The sequence below is a fragment of the Plantibacter sp. CFBP 8775 genome (assembly GCF_014839505.1).
Taxonomy (GTDB): Bacteria; Actinomycetota; Actinomycetes; order Actinomycetales; family Microbacteriaceae; genus Plantibacter; species Plantibacter auratus.
Map to the genome: position 1 here is coordinate 735,394 of NZ_JACYNV010000002.1, position 22,985 is coordinate 758,378.

The window sequence follows — 22,985 nt, forward strand, 5'->3', positions numbered from 1 at the left end:
GCACGGCTCCCAGAGGAAGTCGGCCACGGCGTGAGCCACCTCGCGGTCATCGGCCATGCTGCAGCATTCCAGGACGGAGGAACGTGGCTGGACAGCCTGCTGTCCGGACTCTCCGAAAATCGACACCTGCTCGAGGAACTCGTTGCACGCCACCTGCCTCAAGCGAGGTTGCGACGACCGGAGGGATCGTATCTCGCGTGGATCGACTGCTCGAAGCTCGGCTTCAAGGAAGAGCCTCTCCTGGGCCAGCGCGCAACCGTTGCTGAGGTCGAGGGCCCGGCGCAGTTCTTCCTCGACCACGCAAGGGTCGCCGTGAGCTCAGGTCACGTCTTCGGCACGGGCGGCCACGGTCACGTCCGGCTGAACTTCGCGACCAATCCCCACATTCTCGAGCTCGCGCTGCGGCGGATGGGCGACGCTGTCTCCGGTGCCGCGTGGCCGACGTTCTGAGGTCGAATGCACGGCTACAGTCCACGTGGTCGATCGGCTCATTTCACCGTTCGTCGACGGTGATGTATCTCCATCCAGCCGCAGTGCCAAAGCTACGTACTCCGATCGCTCCGTGGCTGAAGGTGCAGTCGCTCACAGACAGATTGGTGGTGGGAGCGGATGATCCGGCCGGCCGACCTTGCACGGTGATGTCGCAGCCATCGATCGCAACAGACAGGTGATACCAGGTGTTGGTTGCCAGCCCGCCCGCTAACGGGGTTGAGCCGAGCTGCGTCCAGTTGTAGTTCTGCCTGCCGATCACGAGCGCCGAGCCGTTCACCCCGATGAAATAGCCCCGAGCTGTGTCTGTTCCTTCGGTCGGATCAGTCACTCGTATCAGGAATCCAGCGTTGCCCGAGGCAGTCGCGATCCTGACGTCACCCTGGAGCGTGTAGTCCTTCCAAGCCGTCGAACCGGTTACAGCCTTGTATCCGCCCTTTGACTCGGATAGGACGTTCGATGCCGTTGACCATGTTCCGCCAAAGCGGACCCAACCTGGATCGCCGTTCGCGAAACTCGCTGCGTACGGGAGGACGCTCGTGTTGAAGGAACCGGTGACAGTCGTGCAGCCATGCGCTCCAAAATTCGCCTCGGTCGTATAGCGCACGCTTGCGCCGTTCACGGAGGGGAGGATGAAGGGACTGTAGTTACCGAGACAGGTCTGGGTCCATGATGCCGGTGATGCATAGATCGGCGTAGGTGCCCATCTCCAGGAACCGGCACCATCGTCCGTATTGAGGAACATGACCTGCCCGGTCTCTCCGACCCCGCCCGTCGTGCGAACCTCGCGATACGCCGTCACGATGAATTGCCCGTCCACTCCACCAGCGGGGCTCCAGGCGGCCGTCGGGGTACTGAAGAGGACGCGGCTGTCATCCGTTTGAATGGCGGTCCCGAGATCTGACGCCCCGCTACCCCATGTGAGGCCGTCGCTCGAAGTCTTGAAATAGACCTGGCAGTTCTTGGGTCCGCAGATCTCGTAGGTGCCGATGTAAGTCCCGGTAGCCTCGTTGCGGGCGACCGTCATCATGCCAGGACGATCCTTCTGGCTCGCGCTTGCGACGTCCTGGACGATTCCCGGCGCGTAATTGGTGCTGCCATCAGGATTGGCGCTCCACGAGTCGCCGCCATCGTTGGACACGATGTGACCCAAGTACTGTGACCAGGTTGCGCGCTGCCGCTCGTCGGAGAAGTAGAGCACGAGCTTGCCGCCGATGAGCTCGACCTCGGGTTCCCAGAGTCCTTCACCGTCATCTCCGACGGCGAACTGAACGATCTCCTCTTGCGACCACGTGACGCCATGGTCAGCGCTTCGCCATTGCCGCATGGTCGTCGTTGATCGATCCCCGGGGAGCGTCACGCCCCAGAGCATGAGAGTCCCCGCCGGATACGCCCCGACCGCCTGAGGGAACTCGAAGAGCGCCGGCTGATACGTGTAGGCCTCGCCGGGGACAGTGGAAATGGTGGTCCAGCTCGCGCCGTCATCGGTGCTTCTCTTGATCTCGAAGCCCGACTCGACACCATTGGTGTTAGATCGCTCAGTCGTACTGATCAGCTGACCGTTGTAAGACGCCCCGCTGTTGCTGAGGCGGATCATTCGGTTGTACCCGAGAACCTGAGTGTCGGCCGTGGCCGAGTTGTAGTTATCGCCCCGAACGTTGGCTTGCGCTGAAAGCGCGATCGTGGGTCCGCTCAGCGCCAGAGCGAGAGTGGCGATCGTCGCTGTGAGCAGAACGCGCCGGCGGCCCCCTCGTCGTGCTGCTACTTGCATGCTCTTCTCTCCATTGTCTTCATTGAGAACGGTGCCGCCTCGCTGCGGCGAAATGAACCTGCTGAGTCCGCTCGGACCGGTTTACTCTCGGAGGTCGCGACCAACCACTTGAGACTTTGGCCCTTCACCGGAACGGTGTCAAGAACATATTCTGAACTAGTTCTACCTCTGCCCAGTGGGTCAGATGCTTCGATCAAGCCTCGGCTGAACCTGCAGGTTCGGCGCGCGAAACCCGTATGTTCTATGTTGTTCAGATGATGAACCCCCGCCGCACACGCCGCACACGCCGCACACGCCGAATGGCACCATGGGCGCGTTGAGCCAGCGGCCCGCACGACGCACAACGATGCGTGACATCGCGTCGGCCGCCGGTGTGCCGGTCTCGGCCGTAGCGCTAGCGCTGGCCGACAAGCCCGGGGTGTCTGCGGCGCGGCGAGCGGCCGTGTTCGAAGCAGCCGACGCGCTCGGATACCAGCGCGCGATCCAACCGACGCGGCCGACGTTCGGGCTCGTGATGGAAGAACCCTCCCCGGCAGCACGTTCAGAAGGCTTCATCGACACGCTCCTGCAGGGGGTGTATACAGCTGCGCGAGACATGGACATCCAGGTCGTTCTGGGGATGCATCAATCCCAATCCGACCCCATCGACGAGCTCGCAACCCTGGCGGGTCGTCAGCTCAGCGGCTTGATTCTCGCGAACGGCGGTGATCTCACGCCGGAAGTCATCGGACAAATCCTTGACAGCGGATTGCCGTCCGTCCTGCTCGAGAACAGACTGGGCAATCTCATCCCCTCTGTCAGCGCGGACAACTTCACAGCCGGGCGAGAATCGACCAAGCATCTCATCGACCTCGGCCACCGGCGCATCGGGCTCATTCAGGGCTCGGAACGATACGCGTCCCTGCACGATCGGTACCGCGGATATGTCGTCGCTCTGCTGGAAGCAGGCCTTGCAGTGGATCCATCATTGATAGCGCCCCAGCCAGCACAACTCGCTCTGAAGGGGTATGACCAGGCGCTGCAGTTGCTCGATCTGCCGGACGCACCCACGGCGATCTATGCTGTCAGCGATCGGAGCGCCGCAGGCGCCGCAGCAGCCATAGCTGAGCGCGGTCTCCGGATCGGGCGCGATGTCTCACTTGTAGGAACTGACAACCTCGACTCAAGCGCCTACAGCATCCCGCCGCTCACGACATTCGACACCTCTTCGAGGAGCCTCGGAACCATCGCACTCCGCAGTCTCCTCGCCCTCGTCGACGGCCAGACGACAGTGACCCACACGGTCGTATCCGGCTCTCTGGTAGTCCGCGGGTCCACAGCTCCACCCTCCGCCTGACGAAGCATTGATGCCCGTGACGATCGCGGGCCCCCGACGTGGCCAGCGCAGGACTCATGCGCCCAGGGCTGTTCTTGTTCTGTACAGGAACAAAACCTTGACGTAGTGCGAACGTAATGGGATGCTGTCCGCGTCGATGGTCCACCTCGCAGGAAACCGAACTTCGCGGGCGGAATCACCGGACAAGGAAGTCCACTGACACAGCCGGACCAGGTCTGAATGAGCGGTCGGCAACATCCAAAGGAGGAAACGTGTCTACAGTCCCGCACCGTCCCAAGAAGATCAGCAATACAGCCCGACCAAATCGCCGTGCGCTCCTCATCGCAGCTGTTGCCGCGAGCGCCGTCCTCGCCCTCACCTCCTGCGGCCCATCTGGAAGTAACGCCGAACATGGGACCATCCGGATCGCCACCCTGGACGGCGAGCCCGGAAACGGTGTGAAGGCGCAACTGAAAGCGCTCGAAGCTGCAACGGGAATCAAGGCAGAGCTGTCGGTGTTCCCCCAGGATCAGTTGCGCCAGAAGGTCTCGGCCGATCTCCTGGGCAGCAAGGAGTTCGACGTCGTAATCGAACCATTCACATGGCTCCACGAGCTCGCCACGAATGAGCAGATTCTTCCCCTCGACGACTACATCGCCGGCGACAACGACATCGATGTTGACGACTTCATCCCGGTGCTGCTCGACTCGTACGGAAACTTCGACGGCAAGCAGTACACCCTCCCGTACAAGCCGGACGCCCAATTGTTCTACTACCGCAAGGACGTATTCGCGGATCCCGCCGTGCAGATGGCATTCCAGGCGAAGACGGGTCGGGCGCTGACCGTCCCGACGACGAACGACGAACTCGTCGAGACCGCGCAGTTCTTCACGCAGTCTCTGAACCCGGACTCCCCCACGAAATACGGCTGGTCGTTCTGGGGCGAACAGGTCGGGTCCTTCTGGACATGGGCCATGCGCCTCGGTGGACTAGGCGGCAACTACGTCGATGATGACGGCCATCCCACGGTCGACACGAAGGAAGGACGCGAGGCGATGGCAATCGCCGAGCAGTTGCGTCAGGCAGCTCCTGAAGAGGTCGGCTCGTTTGAGTGGGAGCGCAGCAACCAAAGCTTCCTGTCGGGCGAGGTCGCAATGATCGAGCAATGGCCAGGCCTAGCCACGCTGGCCGAAGCAACTGACGGAACTTCTCAGGTTGCCGGCAAGGTCGGCTACACCGTGCCGGTCGGTGGATCGAGCATCCTCGGCGGATGGGCGGCGGCCGTCAGCGCCGGCTCGGACAACCCCGATGCAGCATTCAAAGCAGTCGCGTGGATGACCGGTAAGGAAGGCGAGCTGCTCAAGGTCGACGCGGGCAACGCACCGACACGCAACTCCGTCTATGCATCACTACCCGCGGAAGGCAAGACGGCATACTTCCCGGTACTCGCGAAAGCGCTGGCGGTCGCGAAGATCAATGCCGACGTCGACTTCCCGCCGATCGGTGGTCAGCTGCAGACCTCTCTTCAAACGGATATGAACGCCGTGTGGACGAATCAGCTCGACGGGGATGAAGCGCTCACCAAGATCAACGAGGCCTGGACCAAAGCACTGCAGGAGGCCGGGCTCTACAAATGAGGACCCAGTCCCGCTCACGCTTTCCATGGGGATACCTGCTTCCGTCGTTGGGGATCCTCGCCGCCATCTTTCTCATCCCTCTGGTGGTGACGATCTTCCTGAGCTTCTTCAGCTACCGGTGGAACGCTCCCGCTCTCGGGATGCGGTTCACTGGTTGGCAAAACTACGTCTCCCTGGCGCAGGACCAAGAAGTTGTGGAGGCGGCCGTGTGGACGGCCGCCTTCACGGCGGTCACGGTGACCGCCGAACTCGTCATCGGCATGGTCATGGCAGTCTTCATCAACTCCCGACGGTTCACCCGACGACTGCGGGCCTTGCGTGGCATCGTGCTCATGCCGCTGATGCTGTCGGGGGTCATCGCCGGATTCATGTGGCGTTTGCTCTTCGACCCGCAGTTCGGTCCTGTCAACGACATCATCACTCGATTGGGCGGTTCTCCGACAGAGTTCTTTATCGCGGACGGACCGACCCGACTTGTGGTGATGCTGGCTGAAATCTGGCTGACGACACCCTTCGTGATGCTCATCTTGTTGGCCGGGATGCAGTCCATCCCGGTCGAATACGACGAAGCAGCGAGCGTCGATGGCGCCGGATCAGCACGACGGTTCTTCAGCATCACCCTGCCTCTCCTGCGTCCGACCATCCTGGTCGTTCTGGTCATTCGAACCATGGACGCATTACGGGTGTTCGACATCATCTACATCATGACTCGTGGCGGTCCGGGAACGAGTACCGCCACCCTCATGCTGTACGACTACAAATTCGCATTCAATCACTACGACATGGGACGAGCGTCCGCGCTCTCTCTCGTTTTCCTCATCGTCATAGCGTTTGTAACTCTCGGGTTCATTCGGCTGCTACGCCGACAGGAGGCATCATGAGTTCGGTTCCCTCAGAGGCAGAGGCAACGGAAAGTAGGGAGATCGGGCGGGCGGCGGGGCCAGGAGACCAGGCCGTGCGAGGCCGCCGTCACCTGCAGGTAAATCGACGTTTCATGAATTCAGTCGGCGGAGTGCTCGGCACGATCCTGTTGTTGGCATGGACACTCGTTCCGCTGCTGTGGATGCTCAGCTTGGCGTTCAAAACAAAGGGACAGCAACTCGCATCGCCGCCTCAGTACATCCCGAGCCCGGCGACGTGGGAGAACTTCGTCAACGTCTTCGCGGAACGCGGCATCCAGGCCTACATCGTCAACAGCATCATCGTGACGCTCGTGTCGACCCCGCTCTCGGTCGCCATCGCCGCGCTGTCGGCGTTCGCGCTCGCGCGGTTCCGCTTCCGCGGACAGAACGTTCTCCTGTTCTCGATTCTGGCAACGCGGATGTTGCCTCCTTTGATCATCGCGCTTCCAACCTTCGTCATCCTGTCGCGACTTGATGCCACAAACAACCTGCTCGTTCTCGCGTTGGTATACGTCGCATTCAACCTTCCGTTCAACATCTGGTTGTTGTACGGATTCTTCGAGGAAATTCCGAAAGAGATCGAAGAATCGGCTCAGATCGACGGTGCCGGCTCGTGGACATTGTTCTCGCGCATCATGCTTCCCCTCGTAGCTCCCGGTCTCGTCGCAGCGGTCATCTTCTCGTCAATCTTCGCGTGGAATGAGTTCGCATTCGCGCTTCTCCTGACGACCACGCCGGATGCCCAGACACTCCCCATCGCGATCGCCGGGTTAACCTCCGATCGAGGCACAGACTTCGGAGCGATGGGCGCCGTTGGCGTCATCGCCACCCTTCCACTTTTCGCCGTAGCGGTGTATGTGCAAAAGTGGCTTGCGCGCGGGCTCACCGCTGGCGCCGTGAAAGGATGATCCGGCAACGGCGCAAAGCGAGAGTTCAGGTCATGTCAGGAGTGTGAGCGACCTGGGTCACGTTCGCCTGTACTCCAACAGCCGAATACTGCCGACTCGCCACCGCCGATCCGACTTCCGAAGCTCTGCCTTCTCCGACACACGATGCCGGAAGCGGTACGGCGTCGTCGACGGGCGTCGGCACCGTGGCCGCCCAGGCGTTCATCGCGTCGAGGACCGACTGCAGACCGTGGCCGACCCCGGTCAGTTCGTACTCGACGCGAGGCGGGAGCTCGCCGTACGCCGTACGAGTGACGATCCCGTACGTCTCAAAGCGGCGCAGGCGATTCGTCAGGGTATGGGCGCTGATGCCTGGGAGTGCCGCCTTCAGATCACCGAAGCGAAGTGGACCACCGAGCAGTTCACGGACGATGAGCGTCGCCCACGGCCCATCCAGCAGGGTCAGGAACCGCGCGATCCCGCATTCCGGCCAGGCTTCCGCAGAGAATGACATGAGTTTCGATCCATCTCCGTTAGTGAACTTGAGGTAACCAGTGCATCATATGCACTAATGGTCACATGACCTATCTCATCCACGGAGCGACCGGTGCACAGGGTGCCCCCGTCGCCGCCGCACTCAGCCGTTCCGGCCACCACGTCACCGCAGCCGTCCGCAATACCGCCGCCTACACCGCCGGGCCGGCGGTCGCCGTCGACACCGCCGACCTCGACTCCCTTGTGGACGCTTACACCGGCGCGGACGGCGTGTTCGTCCACCTCCCGCTCGGTTCCCCCGCCCAGCAACTCGAGCAGGCGACCACCATAGCCACCGCGGTCGATCGGGCACGCCCCGGTCGGGTCGTCTTCTCCACCAGCGGCTATACTCTCGGCGGTGACAACGACGAGGACGACAGCGCGCACGGTGTGCTCGTGCGTCGTCTAGAGGCAAGCGGCGTTCCGACTGCCGTCATCGCCCCGCGCTTGTATCTCGAGAACTTGCTCCTGCCGCCCGTCATCACCGCTACCCGCGAGGAGGGGATCCTCCCGTACCCGATCCGGGAGGATTTCCTCGTCTCGTGGAGCTCGCACCTCGACATTGCCGAGGTCGCCCTCCGCCTCTTCGAAGACCCCTCCGTGACGGGCGTCGTCACCGTCGGCGCCCTCCCGGGACTCTCCGGACCCGACCTCGCCAAGGCGTTCTCCAACCACTTCGGTCGCGAGGTGCGCTTCCACGCTCAGACACCAGACGAGTTCGGCGAGATGATCATCCCCATCTTCGGCGCAGACGGCATCGCGCCCGTCGTCGACTCCTACCGCTGGCGTGCCACCCTCGACGACGAACTCATCGACGAGACGCGTAGCGCTCAGGCGCTTCTCGGCCTCGCACCACGCTCCGTCGAGCACTGGCTGCGCGACATCGGCGCCTGATCCCAGAGACACTGCGGCGGAGCGGACGACCGTCTCCGCCGCAGCGCTGGAGGTTCGGGGCACGGCTACAGTGAGTGAATGGACCTATGGACGTTGTCCTGCAGTACACGGAAGCACGACAACCGAGACCTCGTGATACGCACGGAATCGGTCCGGTGACATGATGCGCGGAACATACCGGAAAACGGAACATCGTCGACGCGACATCGTTGCGGCGGGGCTGACAGTGTGTCGGGCTGGAGAAGGTTCGACCGGCCTCCTCCGAAAGACGGCCGCCCAGGCAGGTTTGAGCGAGGCCGGAGTGCTCCATCATTTCGCCGGAGTAGGCGATCTGCTGGAAGCCATCCTGGACCGCCATATGGCCGAAATTCTCGAGTGTGCAGCATGCGATCGGGTCTCGGGGAGAGCCAAGCTGCTCTGTCTGTCGGATCTCTTGGACTGCAGCCTGCGAGACCCCCACCTGGCGCATCTCTACCTCACGCGCACCAGCGAACCTGGGTCGTCGGCGAACAACGCTCAGCAGGCGTCGAACGCCTACACCGACGCCCTCCGCGAGTGCTCGCGCCTGGGCTTCAAGCAATGCCACGACGAGGGCCAACTTCGATCAGGGGCCGATATGGACGCAGCGGTCGAGTCGCTGATCTCACTGGTCCACGGGCTCCAGCTCCGGGCGCTGCGAGAACCAGGTCTGAATGTGCGTGCGGTGTTGGAGACGCACATCGGCACCTACCTCCGCGACGGACCTCAGATGGCCTCCGCAGCGGGCTGAGCGATCGTTCGCCCCGAGCCGGGTGCACTGGTGGCCGGGCATGGGTCGATCAGCTGGCATGAGACCGAGAACGACGAACGAGACTTCATATCCACGTAATCAGGAGGCGACTATGTCAAAGACTCGGCCAACGGCGATCTTGGTGCGCGGCGCCCGCGTGCACAATCTGAAGAACGTCGATGTGGACATCCCGTTGAATCAGCTCGTCGCAGTCGCGGGGGTTTCCGGCTCTGGAAAATCCTCCCTGGCGCTCGGCGTGGTCTACGCGGAAGGATCACGCCGATACGTGGAAGCACTCTCCACCTACACCCGCCGACGCATGACGCACGCTGCCCGTGCCACGGTCGACTCGGTCACCTACGTGCCGGCTGCGCTCGCACTGCGTCAACGGCCGGGTGTGCCCAGCGTACGATCGACGTTCGGCACGTCCACAGAGCTGCTGAACGTTTTGAGAGTCGCGTTCTCGCGGCTTGGGTCGCACCTCTGTCCCAATGGACACCGTCTCGCCCCGACGATCGATGTCGCTGCGAACCTGGATCTCCAATGCCCAATCTGTGGAGCGACGTTCTATCCCCCCGGTGCCGAGTCCCTCGCCTTCAATTCAGACGGTGCGTGCTCGGTGTGCACCGGGACGGGATTCGTCCGCGACATCGACGACGCGGCGCTTGTGCCTGATCCGACGAAATCGATCAGCGAAGGCGCCGTCGCACCCTGGGGGATGTTCGGTCTGTCCGTGATGCCGCAGGTCGCTGCTGAACTCGGAGTACGCATCGATGTGCCGTACCACGACCTCACCGACGCGGAACGGAGCATTGTCCTCGATGGGGCCTCGGTCAAGCGCGAGATCCGAGTGCCCTCGAAATCCGGGAAGCTCTTCGACCTGAACTTCACCTACCGCAATGCCCGACTCGCGGTCCGCGAAGCAATGGACAAGGCAACGAGCGAAACGGGGCTGGCACGAGTCAATCGGTTCATCACAGCGCAGGAGTGCTGGTCATGCCACGGGAGCCGACTGTCGAACGACGCTCTCGGTAGCGAGGTCGACGGAATCAACCTGGCCGCCGCGACCAGCAAGGACCTCAGCGCCGTCATGGACTGGATGGCCACGATCCCGAGCCTCGTCTCATCCGAGCTTCGCCCGATGGCGAGGCTGATCGCCGAACAATTCGCCGAGATGGGCACGCGTCTCCTCGAGCTTGGTCTCGGGTATCTCACCCTCGACCGGGCGAGCTCGACCCTTTCCACCGGCGAGCGCCAGCGGGTGCAACTCGCTCGAGCTGTCCGTAACCAGACGACTGGAGTCCTGTATGTCCTGGACGAGCCGTCCATCGGGCTCCACCCGGCGAACATCGACGGTCTGGTCGGGGTGATGCGCGACCTACTGGACGATGGGAACTCGGTCATCCTCGTCGACCATGACGTGCAGGTGCTCCGCGAAGCCGATTGGGTGATCGAGATCGGTCCCGGTTCAGGCGGAAACGGCGGGACGGTGCTCGCTCAGGGAACCGTCGCGCAGATCGGCGCACATCCGAATTCACTGATCGGGGGCTACCTGGTCGGGGATGAGGACGTCATCGGCCGGAAGCGCGCCACAGCCGATGAGATGTTCTCGATGGGCACGATCCAGGTCGCAACGACGCCCGTCCACACGGTCCATGCACTCGAGGTCGCGATCCCGAAGGGGCGACTCATCGCGGTCACCGGCATGTCCGGCTCGGGCAAGACCACGTTGGTGCTCGACAGCCTGGCAGCGGCCATCAATGCAAGCCGGGACGGCACGAAGATACCCGCCCACGTCCAGAGCTTGAGTGCTGCAGGCCTCTCGAGCGCCGAGGTGGTCGACGCGACTCCGATCGGCACCAACGTCCGGTCGACGGTCGCGACCTACAGTGGCATCCTCGACGAGTTACGCAGACTCTTCGCCGCCACCGATGTCGCGCGGGCTCGAGGACTGGGCGCGGGTGACTTCTCGTACAACACCGGGTCCCTCCGGTGTTCCCGATGCGAGGGTACGGGGCAGGTCGTACTCGACGTCCAGTTCCTTCCGGATGTCGAGATCCCCTGTCCGACGTGTGTCGGAACCCGGTACGGGCCGGACGCGGACAGCGTCAGGATCACCACCAGTCGGGGTGACCGAAGTCTGCCGGAGCTTCTCGCCAGCACGGTCGAGGACGCTGGAGACATCTTGGCCGACCGTCCTCGCATCGCTCAGCGGCTCCAGACGCTCAGCTCTCTCGGCCTCGGTTATCTCACGCTGGGCGAGGACACACCGGCACTGTCCGGGGGCGAGGCTCAGCGGCTGAAGCTTGCAACCGAGCTCGGTCGGAAGCATCGAGGCACGCTCTTCATCTTCGACGAACCATCTGTCGGCCTGCATCCTCGCGATATCTCGGTCCTCCTCGGCGTCCTGGATCGATTGCTGGCCACCGGCGCGACGGTGATCGTCATCGAACACGACCTGGACGTGATCTCGAACGCCGACTACGTGATCGACATGGGGCCGGGTGGAGGTGTCGAGGGAGGCAGGGTCGTGGCGACCGGCACTCCTGAGGAGGTCTGCCGCAACCCGGAAAGCGTCACAGGCCGATACCTGGGACCTGCCCTGAAGATCACTGGTGAGCGGACTGTCGGCTGACGGGAAGAACGGATTCGGGCCGGGCAGGTCATGGCGACGCGGTGACGATATGGGGGCGCCCGGTGATGGGGTGGTCGATGATGCGCGAATCGACGTGGAAGACGTCGTTGGTCAGCGACGGGGTCAGCGTCTGAGCCGGCGGACCATCGGCGTGGACACGACCGTCCTTCATGACGATGATGCGGTCGGCGTGGGAGACGGCGTGATCCAGGTCATGCAACACGATGATGCGGGTGAGCTCCACCGCAGCCAGGAGCTCGAGCAGCTCGTGCTGCGCAGTGACATCGAGGTGGTTCGTCGGCTCATCCAGTAGGAGGACAGGCGCGTCCTGTGCAAGGGCACGAGCCAGGAGTACCCGCTGGCGCTCACCGCCCGACAACGTGCTGTAGCGGCGATCCGAGAGGTGAGCGGCTCTGCAGCGCTGCAAAGCAGACTCGATCACATCGCGATCTCGGACCGACTCACCACGAAACCACGGCTGGTGCACATGACGTCCTGTGGCGACGATGTCACTCACGCGGAGACCGTCGTTGTTCGTCTGGTGTTGCGTGACCACGGCCCGCAACTTCGCAGCTTCCCGGGGTGACGCCTCCCACACGTCTGTTGTGCCGATGATGATCTGCCCCGTGTCAGGCTTCAGCGCACGATACAGGGCGCGAAGCAGCGTCGATTTCCCTGAACCATTCGGTCCGACGATCGCGACGAACGCGCCCGGCTCGATATCCAGCGAGAGCTGCTCGATGAACGGCCGTCCTCCCACGCTCACCTGGAGCTCATCGATGGAGAGCTTCATGACCGCCCCTCCGGCGAACGCATCAACCAGAGGAAGAAGGGCCCGCCGACCAAAGCCGTGAAGATCGTGAGTGGATACTCGTTCGGGCTGCCAATGGTCCGCGCGACGAGATCGACGAGGACCAGGAAGACTGCGCCGGACAGCGCGGAGACGGGCAGCAGCCGCCGATGGTCCGCTCCGACCAGCATTCGAACCGCGTGAGGGACGATCAAGCCGACGAACCCGACGCCGCCTGCGACAGCCACCGTGACGGCGGTCAAGAGCGCAGCGACAAGCAGCAGTCCGAGTCGGAATCGACGGAGATCGACTCCCACGGCGACGGCGTCATCGTCTCCGAGAGCAAGCGCATTCAACCCGCGCGCTTGAATGAGCAGCCAAGCACCAGCTCCGAGCAGAGCGACAGTGGGCAAGGCGAGCGTTTCCCAACGAGCCCCTGCTACGCTCCCCATCATCCAGAAGAGGATGCCCCGAACCTGTCCAGGCTCGGCCTGCAACTGCGCAAAGCTGGTTCCGGCCATCGCGACGTATCCCAACGCCACTCCCGACAGCACCAAACGGATGTCCGTGAACGAACCGGACCGCTGAGCGAACGCGAAGACGAGGAGCAGGAGAACCAGCGCACCGATGAAGGCCGCCGCCGGTGTGCTGAGTCCGAACAGCGCGCCGGAGCCGAAGGACATGACCAACACTGCCCCCAACGAGGCCCCGGACGACACACCGACGATAAATGGATCTGCGAGCGGATTTCGGAGCAACCCTTGGAGTGCGGCACCGGCCAGTGCGAGGCTGGCGCCCACGACGGCGGCCATGAGAACCCGGGGGACTCGCAGCTCCCAGACGATCTGCTGGTCGAGCGGATCGAGCCCTGCCGCTCGACGGGTGAGGTTCGCACACAACACGGCGATGACCCGGTCTGCGGAGATGTTGACGCTACCGAAACCGATCGCGAGCAGCGCCACCACAACGGTCACGCAGACCGTCGCCGCCAACCACCATGCGAGTGGCGCATTTCCCCCCGAACGATGCGCGGCACTGGCCGCCGGCACCGTTCTAGAACGCGTCGGGATGTGCGGCACGGGCGATCTTGTCGATGGCTGCGGCGTTCGTAGGGCCGACGTACACCCCGTCGGAGACCTTGACGTAGTTGTTGGTCCGTGAAGCCTCCCACTGGGGGTACGCGGCAAAGATCTTTGCGGCCGCGGCGTCGAGGTCCTCCCCCGGCATGAATCCACCGACGACGAGCAGCTGCACATCGGCTGCCGCCAACTGCTCTTCAGTGATGTTCTCGGTCAGGTCGGTGTCCGCGTTGGCGAAGGTACTCGTGACTCCGGCTCGCTCGAGCACATCGTCGAAAATACCGCCGGCCATGACCGCCGGAAGTCCGTTCGCACTCATCATCGACATCCCTGGGAACACGATGAGCCCGGTCGGTCGGTCCGCTCCGTCCACGGCCAGTGAGACGGCTTCGATCTGTTGACGTTGCTCATCGACGAGTGCCTGTGCCGCGGCCTGCACGTCGAACACGTTGCCGACAAGGTTCAAGAAGTCGAAGGACGACTCGATCGTGGCAGAGGCGAACGTCTCTCGTTCGGCGTCAGTCGCATCATCCTTCCCCATGGCACAGTTGGCAGGATTCACAATGGACTCGATACCGAGACCTGCGAGTTCCTCCCGCGTTGCCTGCCCGGCATCCGCGTCGAAACCTCCAGACCAGGTCGATATCACCAGGTCTGGTTTGAGCGCCAGGAGATGTTCCGACGGGATGTCGAAACTCCCCATGTCGAGATTCGCTGTCGGCAGTGCGTCGATCTGCTCGACGAGTTCGGGACTGTCCGACATGCCGTAGTTCTGCGCATTGGCGAGCACAGCATCGCTCAGCCCCAGCATGACCATCGACTCGACTTCGCTGACCGAAGCGCCGTTGAGGAGCACGACCCGCTCAGGAGCTTTCTCGAACGTCTGCTCGTATCCGCAGTTGTCGATCGTGAAGGGATAGCTGGTCGCTCCCCCGGTCAATTTCGTTCCGTCGGTAAGAGCAGCCTCGGGTGCTGCAGCTTGCGCAGAGCAACCAGCCAGTGCCGCCAGGAGGAATGCCGCTCCGACCGCGAGCGCGGTGCGTCGTTGACGGGGAGAGTTCATGAGCGAGATCGCCTTTCACAGGACACGAGTGCGTGGATGGCCCAACCACTGATCGACGGAAGGACCCAGAGCGTGGAGAACACCCGTATAACGCCAAGGTCGAGCACGAGTGCATGATTCACGACGCTACTCTACATCATGTAGAGCAACGATCCATGGAGCTCGCGGGTTTGTTCTACATGTTGTAGAATCAGCTCGGATGCGATGTCGTCACCTGAGGAGCGTCCCATCCAATCGGAGGCCGGCCCTTCCGCTCGTCACGGAGACACACGGGTCGGCCTCCTCCCTCAAGGTGGTGCGCATCAGGGACGATGACCCCGGCCAGGTTCGAAGACACGTCCACGCCGGCACTCAGATACCGAGGTCCCCGAGCCATTCGTGCACCGCTCGAGGCCGCAGGCCCAACAGGCTCACAGCGGACACTGAACCGTCGGTCGCCCGACTCTGAACCTGAGCACGGTGCAGGCGGTCGACGACAGACTGGCCGGACACCGCGCCCCCGTCGGCGAACGCACTGAGCTCAAGGAACGCGTCCTGCGAGATGGCCTCGTAGGCGATCTCACGTTCGAAGTAGCGACTGAAACCAGCCGCGATGTCGGGACCAGACAGCCCCGGAGAGGCACCGACCAATACGCGCCCGCCGACGTGCTGGTGGAAGAGCTGGGTGACGGTGTCCGCGACATCGAGGTGCGAGCTCCAGCGGAGCCTTACGTCACGGTGCATCGGGAGCCGGAGCACCCCCTCGCGAAGCGCTGCGTCGAAGATCTGCGGCGCCAGCAGGTTCTCAAGCGAGATCTGCGGCTCGACGACGGCGAACGGGACACCGATGGCCTGCAGCTCATGATGCAGGATGGCGATGGCCGAACCGGAGCCGGGGCCAATTGCGTGCCCGCTCGTGGACATGACGACGCGCCTGGGTCGAGCGACGCGAATGGCTCGGCTGACCGCCATCATCTGCGCGCGATGGTCCTCCGGTCGTCCCTCAGGGAGGTGGATGAAGACGCCACCCGAACCGCGATAGGCCCGTATCAGAGCTTCGGTGGACGACAGATCTACGACCATGGCCGGGCCTCCGATGCGAGTGACATCTCGGATAGCCCCGATCGCGTTGAAGCCGGCAGCGGTGAGCGCGGTCACGACGGGTGCTCCTTGCGCCCCTGTTGCACCGTGCACGATGTACCTCGGCGACGGACTACTCATCGGCCTCACCCACTTCCTCTGACACTCGCGCATTGGTCGACAAGCGACGTCGGCAGGTTCACCACACCGGCCAGAAGCCGAGGCACATACCGATCGCCATGAGCGCCATGAGGGAGAGGTTCAGACGAACGACAGAGGGAGCCCGTCGTAGGCGGATGAAACTCGCGAGGTACCAGATCGTCGACACACCGAAGGCGACCATGAACGACACACTGATGACGTTCTCGGCCGTCCACATGAGGCCCTGCGGCGGATCCATGTGCCCCTCGTCGTGGGACATGCCGTTCATCAGGACGCCCATGACGACCATCGCTCCCATCATGAACGCATGGAACCCGACCCTGGCCCAGCCAGCGTGATGATGACTCGAGATGGGCGAATCCGGGTCCGTGTGACGAGCCGGAGCGGGAGTGCCGAAGAGCAGCACCAGATAGAACAGGGTGGCCAACGAGAAGACGATGATCTGGATGACCGGAGGAAAAACGGCCATACCCCAGGACCATGGCATCGCGAGCATGGAGAAGCTCATGACCACGTGGAAGATGTCGCTGAGCCGCCCTACTGGGTCGCGATCTCGCGCGGCACGGATGAGGTAGCCGACGCCGGTGACGAAGAACAGGACGGTCATGATGATCGCCACGGGGGTTGGGTACGGCACGGTGTCCCTTCAGAACGTGGATACGGCGAACGTCGAGCAGATGCTGGGGGAGGTGGCAGCTTGGGGTCGAGGTGTTCCTGAAACCATCACGCTCGCGTCGCACGTCGTTGGAATTCCCCGACCAGCACGTCCGTGACGACGAAGGCGGCGAGACTCAGACCGAGCAGCGGAAGGAACAGCCCGATCACCAGCCCCCCGGCCAGGATCGCCAGCACCCCCCACCAGGGTGCACGTGCAAGCACCTGTGAGGCCGGCGGCTTCCCGACGAGGCGCCCGCCGCCCGTTGGACGGCGCTTCCACCACATCAGGTACCCGAAGATGACCATTGCCATGATCCCGGCCGCGAGCACGAACAACGCCAGTTGATTGGGGAGCCCGAACATCGATCCCATGTGGGTGTCGATGCCCCAGCGCGTGAGCTTCGCCGCCAGTGGGAATTCCGAGAAATCCGTGCGGTCCGTCACTCGCATCGTCGCACCGTCGATGGCGACCGCGTCTACTTCCGTCGGAAAGCTGCGTTGAATCTCCTGGACCACCCACGCCGAGCCTGCCTCTGCGGGGGGCCTGATCTCCACCAACCCCGTGTTGACGTTGACGCCTCGGGCGACAGCCAGTGCTCGCTCGAAATCCCCGGGAGAGGGTGCAGGAGCCGGAGTACCGCCGTCGGACGCACCTCCCCCGCCATGCCCAGCGTGTTCTCCGCTTGGGGATGAACCGCCGGAGAGGTCCGTCTGTACTGACGGAGTCGACCAATCGAACGCTTGACGAAGCGTGCTGAAGTTCCCCCCACCCCATTGCGACCACGAGATACCCGTGGCCGAGAGGAACAGAGCGCCGATGAGTAGCCACACTCCGGTGGATGCATGCCAAGAGAAGATGCGGCGATATCCGCGCGCCGAACGATTGGGGCGGAGGAAGTCTCTTTTGGAGCGACTCCTCCGTATACGCGCTATCCACAGCCCGAGGCCTGCCAGGGCGATGATGCCAAGCCAGGATGCGGCGAGCTCGCTGTACAGTCGTCCCGCATCGCCCAGGTGGAGATTGCGATGCAACTGATCGATCCATGTGCGGATCGGGAGAGCGCCACTCGTCCCATAGGCGGTGAGGTCCCCGCGGATCTCCGCGGTCGAAGGATCGACGAAGATCGCTCTCGTCTCACTCTCCCCGAGACGGCCGTCCGCGTACATCACGCGGGTGGTGTCACCCGGGCGAGGTGCCGGCCGCACTGCGACGATGGTCTCTGACCCACCGACAAACGCCTCCGAGGCAGCAATCTGCTCGGCGAGTGGCACGGTGTGACCACGCACCGGCGCATGCAGCTGCTGGGCGTAGACCATCTGCTCCAACTGAGGCGTCAACGCATACAGAGCCCCACTGCCCGCAGCGACGAGGATGAACGGCCCCACGAAGATGGCGGCGTAGAAATGCAGGCGGAGGAGAAAGGACGGAAACCAGCTGCGCCGGCGGGGCAGCCCCGCCGGAGGGCCCGCATCAGCGCCGCGTGCGTCCTGGCGGTCGTGCAACCTGGTCAATACCTTCTCCTTCGGGCGCGTGGAGTCACCGAGTTCCATGAGGATCTGCGGAAACCGAGAGCGTGCTTTCGCATGTGCTCTACAAATAGTAGAGCACATGCGGCGACCCTCCGTGGCAACGGAACATCGGACAGGCGGGATGACATACGCGCGTACTACTGCTTGTAGAGTAGACGAGGGCAGCTGCCCTCCATCGACTGAGAGAGGTACCTCATGTCCGACATCACGACCACCTACTCGGTATCAGGTATGACGTGCGAGCATTGCGTCGCGTCCGTGACCGAAGAGCTCTCCGAGATCTCCACAGTCCACGCGGTGGACGTCCACCTCGAATCCGGATCCGTGCAGGTGTCATCGACCGCGCCGCTCAGCGAAGCCGCCATCCGGAACGCCATCGAAGGCGTCGGCTACACCTTCAACGGCCTCGCCTCAAGCTGAGGCGCCTCTGTGAACGACATCGCAGCGCGGGAGCGACCGAGCCATGTGCAGGCGCTTCGGCGTCCTTTGACCGCTGCGGTGGCACTGTCGGCGCTCATCGTGATCGGGGTGATCCTGGCGGTCGGTGATTCGAGTTACGTCGACCTCAGCAGAGGCGACCCGGGGCCAACCGTGTCTCTTGGGACCGGTGTCCTTCGGCTGATCGCCGAGTGGGCGGGCATCCTCTGCGTGAGTGCGCTCGTGTACGTGGCGTTCCTGCAGGTCCGAAGCGGGCGAGAACGAACCGTTGTCGAGAACATTGCCGAGCTCTCCGTCGTTCGGGTGAGCGCACTCGTCTGGACGCTCGCCGGAGGTGGGCTGGTCGTCTTCGACGCAGCGGATGCGAACGGGGTGACGCTCGAGCGCGTGCTGTCTCCCGGCGGCCTGCCCTACCTCGTGAGCGCGATGGATCTCCCGAAAGCCTGGATCCTCGTCACCGTCGCGGCTTTCATCATCTTCTGCGGCGCGTGGTGGACGCGATCCTGGACGACCACACTCGTCTTAGCGGCCGTGGCGGTCCTCGCCTTGATCAGTCCAGTCCTGGTTCATCAGGTCCTGGTCGGGCCCGGCCATGACTTCGGCAGTGATCTCGCAACCTTCGGCGTGCCGGCAGCCGGGATCGTGATCGGTGTGCCGATCGTACTCATCCTCGTCACGGCGAGAGGCTTCGGGCTCCCGCCACGGACGCTGCGGCGCGCCCGAGTCCTACTCCGAGGCACCTGGGCCGTCGCGTTCGCGGTGGAGATCGGTTTGCTCCTCTTCAAGACCGTGTTGCTGAGATTCGCCCTCACACCGACAGCAGGACTGATCGCCGTCCGGCTCCTCGTCCTCCTGCTCGTCGCAGCGCTCGCGTCAGCACTCATTGCTCGGCTTCTGGATGCTTCCTCCCCGGATGCGTCGAGGGCGGTCGCCCTCAGGCACCTCTGGCCGCTTGCCCTGACGGCCGCCGTCTACATCGGCGTCACCGTCGCGATGACGAGAATCCCCCCGCCCCAGTACTTCATGCCCGTCAGCGCCATGGAAGTGCTGTTCGGCTTCGAGATGCTGAAGACCCCGACGCTTGCCATCCTCTTCGGCGAATGGAGAGGCAACATCTTGTTCGCCGTCGTCGGTGCTGTGGCGGTCATCCTGTACCTCGGTGCCGTCATCAGGCTCCGCCGCCGCGGGGACGCATGGCCGGTCGGCCGCACCGTGGCCTGGGTCCTCGGTTGGGCCGTCATCGTTTTCGCGACGTCCTCCGGATTCGGATCCTATTCCGGCCCGTCGTTCAGCATCCACATGATGGTGCACATGGGTCTGAACATGTTCGGCCCAGTCCTCCTCGCGATGGGCGGCGTGGTCACCCTCCTCCTTCGGGCTACGCCGCCCGCCAAACGACGAGACGTGGCTGGACCACATGAATGGTTGATCGACATCATCGGCAGCCCGATCGCCCGATTGGTGTTCAATCCGATACTCGTGTTCCTGGTATTCGTCGGGTCGTACTACGCGTTGTATCTGTCGCCGTTGTTCGAGGAGGCTATGCGCTTCCACTGGTCGCATCAACTCATGAACATCCACTTCCTGGTCTCCGGGTACCTCTTCTACTCGCTGATCATCGGCGTGGATCGCCCCCCGCGGCCGTTGCCGCACCTCGGCAAACTCGGGTTCGTCCTCGCAGCGATGCCGTTCCACGCATTCTTCGGAGTGATCGTGATGACGAGCACCACGCTGATCGCCGGAAACTTCTACGCCTACATGAGGGCTCCGTGGCACGACGACTTGCTCGCCGACCAGCACCTCGGCGGGGGCATCGCCTGGGCTGCGGGAGAAATCCCGTTGCTCATCGTGGTGATCGCACTGTGCCTGCAATGGGCGCGTCAAGATGACCGAGAAGCGAAACGCAAGGATCGACACCTCGATTCCGGGGTGGACGAGGACTTCGACGCGTACAACGACATGCTGAAACACCTCGCCGACCGGGGTCGGCTCCAGCCCCAGCAGCCGACGGCATCCGCTCAACGAAAGGACACTGGATCGTGAACTTCAGCGACGACTACCTCGAACTGAACGTCAGCGGAATGACCTGTGCCGCGTGCGCCGGCCGAGTCGAACGAAGCCTCAACAAGTTGGACGGCGTGACCGCCTCGGTGAATTACGCGACCGAACGAGCCGTGGTCGCCGGACTCACGCCAGCGGAGTCCGAACGTGCACTCGAAGCCATCACCAAGGCCGGCTACGGTGCGGTGGTCCGCACTGAGGGCGATGACGACTGGAACCGCCGTGCCACGGCGGACCGGATCGCCTCCCTGAGACGGCGCCTCACACTCTCCGCGATACTCACCATCCCCCTCTGCGACCTGACCATCATCCTGGCCCTCGTCCCCGATCTGAGATTTCCCCTGTGGGAACTCGTCTGCATCTTGCTGGCCTTGCCCATCGTCTTCTGGTGCGCATTGCCGTTCCACCGTGCCACGATCAGAAATCTGCGCCATGGCACCGTGAGCATGGACACCTTGGTATCGCTCGGCATCGTCGCCTCCTTCGGATGGGCGGTGACGACTCTCCTCATCGGCGGATCGGACGAGCCAGGCTATTGGCTCGGATTCGGGATGACCCCGGCCGGGGCGGACTCGATCTACTTGGACGTTGCGGCAGGCATGACGACCTTCCAACTCGCGGGTCGATACTTCGAGACGCGTTCGCGCCGACGGGCGGGCGACGTCCTCTCAGCACTCGGCAACTTGGCCGCCACGGAGGCGAGAGTGCTGAGATCTGGCGTGGAACACGTCATCCCGACCATCGAGCTCCGCAAGGGCGACACAATCATCGTCCTCGCCGGCGAGACGATCGCCGCGGACGGCACCGTCGTCGCCGGTTCCGGTGTCGTCGATGCCAGCATGATGACTGGCGAGCCGGTTCCGATAGAGGTCGTCCAGGGATCCCCCGTCGTCGGCGGCACGATCAACACCTCTGGCCGACTGACAGTGGAAGCGACCTCCGTGGGAACCAACACGCAGCTGGCACAGATGGCGTCGCTGGCTGAACAGGCCCAGGAACGAAAAGCCCGAGTACAGAAACTCGTCGACCGGATCATCACCGTGTTCGTTCCAGCGGTCATCTCACTGTCACTCGTCGTCGGATTCGCGTGGCTTGCGTTCGGAGCAGCACCTCGAGACGCCTTCGGCACGGCCATTGCGGTCCTCATCATCGCTTGTCCGTGCGCTCTCGGCCTCGCAACCCCCACCGCGCTCATGGTCGGCGTCGGTCGAGGGGCCCAGATCGGAATCCTCATCAAGGGACAGGACGCACTGGAAGCAAGTGGGCGAATCGACACCGTCGTCTTCGACAAGACCGGAACGGTGACGACGGGCCAGATGCGTGTTGCCGGCGCCGTGATCGCAGGCTCTCACATGGAACGCGAGGTTCTCGCCATGGCGCGGTCCGTCGAATCCGCATCGGAGCATGCGATCGCGAAAGCGCTGGTGGAGTACGCCGATGGACTCGGCGCTCATCATCTCGACGTCACCGACTATGAGACGCTCGCAGGGCTGGGTGCCCGCGGGAGCGTCAACGACAAGGAGGTCCTTGTCGGGAGCGAGAAGCTCGTACGCGCACACGGAGCGAGTCTCGATGACCTGCCGATCGGAGACCCGGAACACACAGCCGTGTACGTCGTCATCGACGGCACTACTGCTGCACGATTCGTGCTGACGGATGAGATCAAGCGCTCCGCTCGACCGACAATCGATCGACTCCGGAACCTCGGACTCCGAACCATCCTCCTCAGTGGAGACGCGACGACCGCGACGGAGCGGGTCGGCGCGCTGGTAGGTGTCGACGAGGTGATCGCCGAGGTCCTCCCGACTGAGAAGGCGGCGACCATCAGTCGACTCCAAGAAGAGGGACACGTCGTCGCGATGGTGGGTGATGGAATCAACGACGCAGCGGCGCTCGCCACCGCAGATCTCGGCCTCGCCATGGTTGAAGGCACCGACGTGGCGATGAAGTCGGCGGACATCATCCTCGTGCGCGATGATCTCGGTGTCGTCGTCGATGCGGTCCAGCTGTCCCGGAAGACACTGAGCACCATCAAGGGCAACCTCATCTGGGCGTTCGGCTACAACCTGGCGGCTATCCCCATCGCGGCAGCTGGTCTGCTCAACCCACTGATCGCCGCGGCCGCAATGAGCGTCTCGTCGATCCTGGTCATCTCGAACAGTCTGCGGCTGCGGAATTACCAGCCGACTCCCCCGACCAGGCCGGAGCGGGGGGTCGCACCGTCCGCTCATGGTCAGCAGAACGCTGCCGGAGCTGGTGTGATCTGACGGATGTGGCCCGCCCCATACCGGACGGGCCGCTTTGAGAAATATA

Annotated in this window: 19 protein-coding genes; 11 read left to right on the forward strand and 8 right to left on the reverse strand. The window is 63.4% G+C overall.

Going from position 1 to position 22,985, the window contains the following annotated elements; translation table 11 throughout:
• The first annotated feature begins 30 nt into the window (after positions 1-30).
• Complete coding sequence (locus IFR14_RS21465; RefSeq protein WP_342365719.1) at positions 31-450, forward strand: hypothetical protein; 420 nt, start codon at positions 31-33, stop codon at positions 448-450.
• Positions 451-493: 43 nt separating this feature from the next.
• Here IFR14_RS21465 and IFR14_RS15960 read toward each other — a convergent pair whose 3' ends face one another.
• Positions 494-2,260: a hypothetical protein gene (locus IFR14_RS15960; protein WP_191941602.1), complete on the reverse strand. Its 1,767-nt coding sequence runs from the start codon at positions 2,258-2,260 to the stop codon at positions 494-496.
• Positions 2,261-2,606: 346 nt separating this feature from the next.
• On the opposite strand from IFR14_RS15960, the gene IFR14_RS15965 reads away from it, so the two are divergent.
• The 4 genes from IFR14_RS15965 (at position 2,607) to IFR14_RS15980 (ending at position 7,022) form a co-directional block, all read left to right on the forward strand.
• On the forward strand, positions 2,607-3,596 hold the full coding sequence (locus IFR14_RS15965) for a LacI family DNA-binding transcriptional regulator (protein WP_161578641.1): 990 nt from the start codon (positions 2,607-2,609) through the stop codon (positions 3,594-3,596).
• A gap of 251 nt (positions 3,597-3,847) precedes the next feature.
• The gene (locus IFR14_RS15970; RefSeq protein WP_161578642.1) at positions 3,848-5,212 is read left to right on the forward strand and encodes an ABC transporter substrate-binding protein; all 1,365 of its coding nucleotides are present in this window, start codon (positions 3,848-3,850) and stop codon (positions 5,210-5,212) included.
• Between the two features lie 83 nt (positions 5,213-5,295).
• Positions 5,296-6,093 (forward strand): carbohydrate ABC transporter permease, encoded by a 798-nt coding sequence (locus tag IFR14_RS15975; protein WP_161578643.1) that lies wholly within the window; start codon positions 5,296-5,298, stop codon positions 6,091-6,093.
• A 131-nt stretch (positions 6,094-6,224) separates the two neighbouring features.
• Entirely contained in the window at positions 6,225-7,022 is a 798-nt protein-coding gene (locus IFR14_RS15980; RefSeq protein WP_161578644.1) for a carbohydrate ABC transporter permease, read from the forward strand.
• 25 nt (positions 7,023-7,047) lie between these two features.
• Here IFR14_RS15980 and IFR14_RS15985 read toward each other — a convergent pair whose 3' ends face one another.
• The gene (locus tag IFR14_RS15985; RefSeq protein WP_137243656.1) at positions 7,048-7,515 is read right to left on the reverse strand and encodes a winged helix-turn-helix transcriptional regulator; all 468 of its coding nucleotides are present in this window, start codon (positions 7,513-7,515) and stop codon (positions 7,048-7,050) included.
• Between the two features lie 65 nt (positions 7,516-7,580).
• Here IFR14_RS15985 and IFR14_RS15990 point away from each other — a divergent pair, with 65 nt between their 5' ends.
• The 3 genes from IFR14_RS15990 to IFR14_RS16000 all read left to right on the forward strand — a co-directional run bounded on the left by IFR14_RS15990 (position 7,581) and on the right by IFR14_RS16000 (position 11,833).
• Positions 7,581-8,429: an SDR family oxidoreductase gene (locus tag IFR14_RS15990; RefSeq protein WP_137243657.1), complete on the forward strand. Its 849-nt coding sequence runs from the start codon at positions 7,581-7,583 to the stop codon at positions 8,427-8,429.
• A 163-nt stretch (positions 8,430-8,592) separates the two neighbouring features.
• Complete coding sequence (locus IFR14_RS15995) at positions 8,593-9,198, forward strand: TetR/AcrR family transcriptional regulator (RefSeq protein ID WP_137243658.1); 606 nt, start codon at positions 8,593-8,595, stop codon at positions 9,196-9,198.
• A 22-nt stretch (positions 9,199-9,220) separates the two neighbouring features.
• Positions 9,221-11,833 carry an excinuclease ABC subunit UvrA gene (locus IFR14_RS16000; protein WP_342365720.1) on the forward strand — a complete coding sequence of 871 codons (2,613 nt, stop codon included), beginning with the start codon at positions 9,221-9,223 and terminating at the stop codon, positions 11,831-11,833.
• Positions 11,834-11,861: 28 nt separating this feature from the next.
• Here IFR14_RS16000 and IFR14_RS16005 read toward each other — a convergent pair whose 3' ends face one another.
• From IFR14_RS16005 to IFR14_RS16025, 6 genes are all read right to left on the reverse strand, one after another.
• Positions 11,862-12,626 carry an ABC transporter ATP-binding protein gene (locus tag IFR14_RS16005; protein ID WP_124769860.1) on the reverse strand — a complete coding sequence of 255 codons (765 nt, stop codon included), beginning with the start codon at positions 12,624-12,626 and terminating at the stop codon, positions 11,862-11,864.
• Complete coding sequence (locus tag IFR14_RS16010) at positions 12,623-13,702, reverse strand: FecCD family ABC transporter permease (protein ID WP_342365721.1); 1,080 nt, start codon at positions 13,700-13,702, stop codon at positions 12,623-12,625. Before IFR14_RS16010 ends, IFR14_RS16005 begins: the two co-directional genes overlap by 4 nt.
• The gene (locus IFR14_RS20990; RefSeq protein ID WP_137243660.1) at positions 13,677-14,765 is read right to left on the reverse strand and encodes an ABC transporter substrate-binding protein; all 1,089 of its coding nucleotides are present in this window, start codon (positions 14,763-14,765) and stop codon (positions 13,677-13,679) included. Before IFR14_RS20990 ends, IFR14_RS16010 begins: the two co-directional genes overlap by 26 nt.
• A gap of 351 nt (positions 14,766-15,116) precedes the next feature.
• Positions 15,117-15,998 carry an SDR family oxidoreductase gene (locus tag IFR14_RS16015; RefSeq protein WP_137243661.1) on the reverse strand — a complete coding sequence of 294 codons (882 nt, stop codon included), beginning with the start codon at positions 15,996-15,998 and terminating at the stop codon, positions 15,117-15,119.
• A 25-nt stretch (positions 15,999-16,023) separates the two neighbouring features.
• Complete coding sequence (locus IFR14_RS16020; protein ID WP_137243662.1) at positions 16,024-16,605, reverse strand: DUF5134 domain-containing protein; 582 nt, start codon at positions 16,603-16,605, stop codon at positions 16,024-16,026.
• A gap of 104 nt (positions 16,606-16,709) precedes the next feature.
• A complete protein-coding gene (locus IFR14_RS16025; RefSeq protein WP_137243663.1) occupies positions 16,710-18,194 on the reverse strand; it encodes a PepSY-associated TM helix domain-containing protein in 1,485 nt (494 codons plus the stop codon).
• 174 nt (positions 18,195-18,368) lie between these two features.
• Between IFR14_RS16025 and IFR14_RS16030 the strand changes: the two genes are divergently transcribed.
• From IFR14_RS16030 to IFR14_RS16040, 3 genes are read left to right on the forward strand one after another with little or no spacing between them, the layout of a single operon-like run.
• Complete coding sequence (locus IFR14_RS16030; RefSeq protein WP_124769866.1) at positions 18,369-18,593, forward strand: heavy-metal-associated domain-containing protein; 225 nt, start codon at positions 18,369-18,371, stop codon at positions 18,591-18,593.
• 9 nt (positions 18,594-18,602) lie between these two features.
• The gene (locus IFR14_RS21470) at positions 18,603-20,654 is read left to right on the forward strand and encodes a cytochrome c oxidase assembly protein (protein ID WP_137243664.1); all 2,052 of its coding nucleotides are present in this window, start codon (positions 18,603-18,605) and stop codon (positions 20,652-20,654) included.
• The gene (locus IFR14_RS16040; protein WP_275068422.1) at positions 20,651-22,939 is read left to right on the forward strand and encodes a heavy metal translocating P-type ATPase; all 2,289 of its coding nucleotides are present in this window, start codon (positions 20,651-20,653) and stop codon (positions 22,937-22,939) included. Before IFR14_RS21470 ends, IFR14_RS16040 begins: the two co-directional genes overlap by 4 nt.
• The last annotated feature ends 46 nt before the right edge of the window (positions 22,940-22,985 follow it).

Bases quoted from the DNA above. Each gene is read 5' to 3' on its own strand.
- IFR14_RS15960 (WP_191941602.1), bottom strand. From the start codon at position 2,260: ATGCAAGTAGCAGCACGACGAGGGGGCCGCCGGCGCGTTCTGCTCACA.
- IFR14_RS15965 (WP_161578641.1), top strand. From the start codon at position 2,607: ATGCGTGACATCGCGTCGGCCGCCGGTGTGCCGGTCTCGGCCGTAGCG.
- IFR14_RS15985 (WP_137243656.1), bottom strand. From the start codon at position 7,515: ATGTCATTCTCTGCGGAAGCCTGGCCGGAATGCGGGATCGCGCGGTTC.
- IFR14_RS15990 (WP_137243657.1), top strand. From the start codon at position 7,581: ATGACCTATCTCATCCACGGAGCGACCGGTGCACAGGGTGCCCCCGTC.
- IFR14_RS15995 (WP_137243658.1), top strand. From the start codon at position 8,593: ATGCGCGGAACATACCGGAAAACGGAACATCGTCGACGCGACATCGTT.
- IFR14_RS16005 (WP_124769860.1), bottom strand. From the start codon at position 12,626: ATGAAGCTCTCCATCGATGAGCTCCAGGTGAGCGTGGGAGGACGGCCG.
- IFR14_RS20990 (WP_137243660.1), bottom strand. From the start codon at position 14,765: ATGAACTCTCCCCGTCAACGACGCACCGCGCTCGCGGTCGGAGCGGCA.
- IFR14_RS16015 (WP_137243661.1), bottom strand. From the start codon at position 15,998: ATGCGCGAGTGTCAGAGGAAGTGGGTGAGGCCGATGAGTAGTCCGTCG.
- IFR14_RS16025 (WP_137243663.1), bottom strand. From the start codon at position 18,194: ATGGAACTCGGTGACTCCACGCGCCCGAAGGAGAAGGTATTGACCAGG.
- IFR14_RS16030 (WP_124769866.1), top strand. From the start codon at position 18,369: ATGTCCGACATCACGACCACCTACTCGGTATCAGGTATGACGTGCGAG.